Raw genomic sequence first — 5,117 nt, 5'->3', positions numbered from 1 at the left:
ATCCACCGGAGTGGACGGGGTATCAACTTCTGGCGTTGATTTTTGGCACGCTGTTGAGTTCTCAAGGAACGGACGCTTCCTTTGTACTCACCCTCTCGGGCTTTCCTCCGGGCTTTCGTTCTGCTGTCTTGCGTTTCCGACTCTATCAGACTCTTTCGTGTCCGACTTCCTCGGTGCTTTCCAGGTTTTCGCTTTCGCGTTTCCCTTTCCGGCGAGTCCGACTCTATCAGAAGTTTTCCACCGGATTTCCCCGGCTTCGATTCCCGAATGAAGAGTCGAGTGTCCCCACGCGAAATGCGATTCCTTGTGGGGGCTTGCTGCCGAGCGTGTCCCGCTCCAGGCAACTGCTCGACTCTACAACCGTGCTCGCGAGGGTGTCAAAACGACTGGCCGCACCCCGCAGGACTCGCGTGGCCGTGCCCGTCGGCGTTGGACTTGCCGAGGAAGGCCTCGCGCCGTTCACGGCGTTGGGCACCGTCGAGCAGCCCGGACGCAGGAGGAGTCGATCACCCCCCGCGACCAGTCGAACCTCTTGGGATCCCGCGGCTTCTTCAGCAGCACCAGGTGCAGGTGGTCCCAGACGCCGGCCTCGTTCCACGCGGCGAGGAGCCGCCAGCAGGTCATGCCGGAGCCGAAGCCCAGTTCCTGTGGCAGGTACTCCCGCTGGATCCCTGTGTGCAGGCGAACAGGCTCCCGCAGAGTGCCCGCCGGTCCGGAACCCGAGGGCGACCTTCCACCTGCTTGGGTATCGGCTCGGACAGCAACGGCTCGATCAGCTGCCACAGTTCGTCCGACTGGTGCCTCCCCTGCCACGCGTCCCGGGCCATGGAGACCAGGCGGCCGCCGAAGCGGTCGACGGCGCAGCTGAGTACGGAGCCGACCGGGTACGGATCGGCAGGGTGCTCCTTGGCGGCCTTGCCCGAGCGCAGGTCGTAGACATCGAGCCCGTAGCCGTATCCGTAGGCGGCGGCCGAGGCAGGCCTGATGTTCAGGACCTGGCCGACGTCGATGTCGATGTCGAGCACCAGGCTGCCTTCAGCGAGATCGGCCATCACCGGCCCGGCCGATGCTCCCTCGTCCGCGATCGGCCAGTCACCACCGAGGATCCGTTCCCGGTACGGGACGGACAGCGGGCCGTCGCGACGGCCGGGGCCGTCATGGACAGCAGGACGGCTTGGTCGCCCTGGCTCAGGGCGATCCACTTCGACCCGGGCGCCGCCTCGCGGGCTCGCGGCGGACCACGTCCGGTTCCCCCCGGCGGGACCCGCCCGTGCCGCTCTGGCATCGGAGGCTTGGGGGAGGCCTATGCGGGCGGCCCGGAGGTTACCCGGCCGCCTCGAGGAGGATCCGCGCCAGTTCGTGCGGCTGGGAGAACATCGGCCAGTGGCCGGTGTCCATCTCGACCAGTGCCCACCGCTCGCTGGTCAGCAGTGCGGCCACGTCGGCGTTCGGCTCGGCGCCGTCGAGCAGGCATTTGACGTACGTCGCCGGGAGCTCGCCCAGCGGCCGGGCCAGCACGGCCGGCTCGGCCAGGGAATCGCCCGGGTGAGGCGTCGCACCGCCCAGGAAGCGGTCTATCTGCTCCTCGGTGAGGCCCTGGCCGTCGCAGTCGGCCGCGGTCGGCGGCGCCCAGGAGCCGCCGTTGCCGGCGATGGCGGCTTCCAGCTTCGCCGCTCCCTCCCACCAGGTGGACACGAACGAGTCACCGTCCGCCGGAACGTTGGAGTCGACGAAGACCACCCGCGCCAGCCGGTCACCGAGCCGCTCGGCGGCCTGCCCGACGGGGATCCCCGAGTAGCTGTGCCCGACCAGTACGACGTCACGCAGATCGAGGCGCTCGACCTCGTCCACGATGTCGCGGACGTGCGTCTGCTGCCCTGCCGGCAGGGCCCGCCTCTCGGCAAGGCCGGAAAGCGTCAGCGGGAGTGCTTCGTGGCCCGCCTCCCTCAGCGTGGGCACCACGTCGTCCCAGGCCCACGATCCGAGCCAAGCCCCTGCAACGAGAACAAAGATCGCCATGGCCGCACGGTAGCCGAGGGGTCCGACAATGCCGCCCGGGAACGTCCGCCGGCCGCCGCGCTCAGCGCGGGACCACCCATCCCGGCACCCACGTCCCGGCGGCCTCGCGACGGGGCGCGAGGCCGGCGAGGTGGTCGCGGAGGGTGGCCAGTGCCGGGTGGGGGTTGTCGCGGTGCCAGAGCAGCGAGTGCGGGTAGACGGGGGTCGGGTCGGTCACCGGGATGCGGCGCAGGCCGTGGCCGGCGGGCCAGACGAGGCGGGTCTGCTCACCCATGAAGGTGGCCAGCGCCGGGGTGTCGGCGACGGTGTCGAGCAGCGCGTCGGAACCGAAGTTGGGACCGGTCGCCTCGATGGTGAGGCCGAACTCGGCGACGAGGTCGTCGTAGTAGGCGGCCCACTCGGTGCCCGGCACGATGCCGGGCATCCAGATCCGGTGCCCGGCCAGCTGTGCGACGGTCACCGACCGCGCGCCCGCCAGTGCGTGCTCCGGGCCGACGAGGAGTTCGAGCGGCTCGTCGAGCACCCGTACGGACTCGATGTCCTCCGGCAGGGGCCGCCCGGGAGCGGCCACGGCGCGGAAGGACGCGTCGATCGCACCGGACCGGAGGGCGGCGACGGCCGTCTCGATGTCGAACAGCATCACCACGTCGAGGTCGATCCCGGGGTGCGCGTGGTGGAAGCCGCGCATCAGGCCCGAGGGTGCGACGCGCGAGGCGATCACGTCGACCCGCAGCGGCCGGCGCCCGGGCTGCACGGACGCGACCGCCCGTTCGGCGACGCGCAACAGCTCGCGCGCATGGGGCAGGAAGGCCTGCCCGTCGATGGTGAGCCCCGCACCACGCGCGGTGCGCGTGAACAGTCGCACCCCGAGGCCGCGCTCCAGCCCGGCGATGCGCTTGGAGACGGCCTGCTGGGTGACCGACAGCTCGGCTGCCGCCTCCTGGAACCGACCGGCATCAGCTGCCGCGACGAACGTCCGTACCGCTTCGAGATCCACGCCGCCACGCTAGCCCACAACAATCGGTTGTGGCTGAGGCCTCGATAGTTGTTTGATCGCTCTCCCCGACGCCCGCTTGGATGCTTTCGATCCCTGATCGGTTGTACAGGCCGGGACGAGCGCACAGCTGTGCGAGTGGAGAGCGGCGCGAGTGGCGAGGGGCAGCGGGCATGAGGACAGGGCACCGGCTGGGGCGGCAGTTCGGGTGGCTCTGGGGAGCGTACGGAACCAGCGCGCTCGGCACCTGGCTCGCCTTCGGCGCATTCCCCCTGATCGCCATCCAGGTGCTGCACGCCGGACCGGCCGAGGTCGCCGCGCTCTCCTCCGTGGCGGCCGCGGTGGGCGCGGCCGTAGCGGTGCCGCTCGGCCCGTGGGTTGAGTTCCGCCGCAAGCGCCCCGTGCTGATCGCGATGGACCTGGTGCGGTTCGCGGCGCTGCTGACGCTCCCCGCCGCGTACGCGCTCGACGCGCTCACCTTCTTCCAGCTCCTGTTGGTCGCGGTTGTCGTCGCGGCGGCCGACATCACTTTCCGCGCTGCCTCGGGCGCGTACCTGAAGACGCTGCTGCCCGCCGAGCACCTCCTGGTCGCCAACGCCCGCTTCGAGTCCACCGCCTGGACGGCCACGGTCATCGGACCGCCCCTGGGTGGCGCGGCCATGGGGCTCCTCGGGCCGCTGGCGGCGGTGGTGGCCGACGCGATCAGTTACCTGCTCTCCGCGCTGGGCATCCGCGCCACGGGCGGGAACGAGCCGCAGGCCGGGAGCCGGGAGGCCCCGCGCATGCGGGCCCGGGACCTGCTGGACGGCTGGCGGTACATCCTCGCCGATCCCACCCTGCGCCCGCTGTTCTTCAACACCGTCCTGTTCAACGGCCTGGTGATGGCATCCCAGCCGCTGCTGGCCGTGCTGATGCTCGGTCGGCTCGGGTTCGACCCGTGGCAGTACGGCCTCGCCTTCGCCCTCCCGTCGATCGGCGGCCTGATCGGTGCCCGCGCGGCCCGTCCTCTCGTCAACCGGTTCGGACAGCGCGGGGTCCTGGTGGTCTCCGGCGCACTACGCGCGATCTGGCCCGTCGGTCTGGCCTTCATGGGCCCCGGCACAGGGGGTCTGCTGTGGGTGATGGTCGTGGAACTCGGCCTCATCTTCTGCTGCGGGGTCTTCAACCCCGTCTCCACGACGTACCGACTCGAACGCACCGCGACGGAACGCGTCACCCGCACCCTGACCGCCTGGGCGGTGACCACCAAGGCCTCGACCGCGCTGCTGACGGCCACTTGGGGCGTACTCGGCGGCCTGCTCGGCCCCCGTACGGCCATCGGCCTGGCGGGCGTGCTCCTACTGGCCACCCCGCTCCTGCTCCCGCGCCGCACCGCACGCCGGGCGGCAGCACCTGAAGACCAGAAGACCTGACGGCCCTGAGACCTGACGGCCCTGATGGACCTGCTCACGGGCGCCGGGGCCGGCCCGGGGGACCAGCCACACGCCCCAGCACCTCCGGGCCCGACCCTCAGACGTAAACACTCCCCACACCGGGCGGACGCACCATGAAGACGTCGACGGCATCCTCCGCCTCTACGGTGAATCCATGGCGCTCGTAAAGCCGTTGGGCGGCACTGCCCTGCAGGACGTTCAGCCGTACGGCCTCCCGATCGGCGTCGGTCCGCGCCAGGAGCGCCCGCAGGACGGCCGATCCGAGCCCCCGCCCCTGGACGGCCGGCGAGAGGTAGAAGTGCTCCAGCCATCGCCCGTCCTGGCCGGGACGCATGGTGACACTGCCGGCGAACGCGCCGTCGGCCACGATGACCGACGTGTGCTCCTCGGAGAACGAATCCCGCAGCCGCTGCCGCACCCTCGACTCGTCGTACCGCCCCAGCCGCTCCAGGTCCGGCCGCATGACGACGGCCCGCAGCTCCGCGATCGCCTCGACATCCGCCGGCTCGGCGCTGCGCAGCACCCATTCCACAGGACTCGTCTCCATGGCCCGACACGATAGCGGCCGTCATCGCGCCGTAAACGCAGAAAAGCCCCGCACCGAACCCTGAAGGGCTGGTGCGGGGCTTTCCCACAATGATTGTTCGGCGGCGTCCTACTCTCCCACAGGG

6 protein-coding genes are annotated in these 5,117 nt (G+C 70.7%); 1 reads left to right on the top strand and 5 read right to left on the bottom strand.

Translation table 11 applies throughout. The annotated features are described in order from the left end of the window. Positions 1 to 459 precede the first annotated feature (459 nt). The 4 genes from ACZ6Y1_RS37390 to ACZ6Y1_RS37375 all read right to left on the bottom strand — a co-directional run bounded on the left by ACZ6Y1_RS37390 (position 460) and on the right by ACZ6Y1_RS37375 (position 3,016). Entirely contained in the window at positions 460 to 624 is a 165-nt protein-coding gene (locus tag ACZ6Y1_RS37390) for a hypothetical protein (RefSeq protein WP_469640630.1), read from the bottom strand. Further along, positions 621 to 1,052 carry a transposase gene (locus ACZ6Y1_RS37385; protein WP_469640628.1) on the bottom strand — a complete coding sequence of 144 codons (432 nt, stop codon included), beginning with the start codon at positions 1,050 to 1,052 and terminating at the stop codon, positions 621 to 623. The genes ACZ6Y1_RS37390 and ACZ6Y1_RS37385 overlap by 4 nt, the downstream gene beginning before the upstream one ends. Before the next feature lie 271 nt (positions 1,053 to 1,323). Beyond that, a complete protein-coding gene (locus ACZ6Y1_RS37380; RefSeq protein WP_469640625.1) occupies positions 1,324 to 2,019 on the bottom strand; it encodes an alpha/beta fold hydrolase in 696 nt (231 codons plus the stop codon). A gap of 61 nt (positions 2,020 to 2,080) precedes the next feature. Beyond that, positions 2,081 to 3,016, bottom strand: a complete 936-nt coding sequence (locus ACZ6Y1_RS37375) for a LysR family transcriptional regulator (protein WP_469640624.1) — start codon at positions 3,014 to 3,016, stop codon at positions 2,081 to 2,083. A gap of 170 nt (positions 3,017 to 3,186) precedes the next feature. On the opposite strand from ACZ6Y1_RS37375, the gene ACZ6Y1_RS37370 reads away from it, so the two are divergent. Then, positions 3,187 to 4,425 carry an MFS transporter gene (locus ACZ6Y1_RS37370; protein WP_469640621.1) on the top strand — a complete coding sequence of 413 codons (1,239 nt, stop codon included), beginning with the start codon at positions 3,187 to 3,189 and terminating at the stop codon, positions 4,423 to 4,425. A 97-nt stretch (positions 4,426 to 4,522) separates the two neighbouring features. On the opposite strand, the gene ACZ6Y1_RS37365 is transcribed toward ACZ6Y1_RS37370, so the two are convergent. Then, positions 4,523 to 4,993 carry a GNAT family N-acetyltransferase gene (locus ACZ6Y1_RS37365; protein ID WP_469640619.1) on the bottom strand — a complete coding sequence of 157 codons (471 nt, stop codon included), beginning with the start codon at positions 4,991 to 4,993 and terminating at the stop codon, positions 4,523 to 4,525. Positions 4,994 to 5,117: the final 124 nt, after the last annotated feature.

It is taken from the genome of Streptomyces sp. NPDC053432, from assembly GCF_055585365.1.
This window is presented reverse-complemented; position numbering and strand designations above follow the sequence as displayed.

Excerpts from the sequence above, each read along its gene's own strand:
- ACZ6Y1_RS37390 (WP_469640630.1), bottom strand. The coding sequence starts at position 624 with ATGACCTGCTGGCGGCTCCTCGCCGCGTGGAACGAGGCCGGCGTCTGG.
- ACZ6Y1_RS37385 (WP_469640628.1), bottom strand. The coding sequence starts at position 1,052 with ATGGCCGATCTCGCTGAAGGCAGCCTGGTGCTCGACATCGACATCGAC.
- ACZ6Y1_RS37380 (WP_469640625.1), bottom strand. The coding sequence starts at position 2,019 with ATGGCGATCTTTGTTCTCGTTGCAGGGGCTTGGCTCGGATCGTGGGCC.
- ACZ6Y1_RS37370 (WP_469640621.1), top strand. The coding sequence starts at position 3,187 with ATGAGGACAGGGCACCGGCTGGGGCGGCAGTTCGGGTGGCTCTGGGGA.
- ACZ6Y1_RS37365 (WP_469640619.1), bottom strand. The coding sequence starts at position 4,993 with ATGGAGACGAGTCCTGTGGAATGGGTGCTGCGCAGCGCCGAGCCGGCG.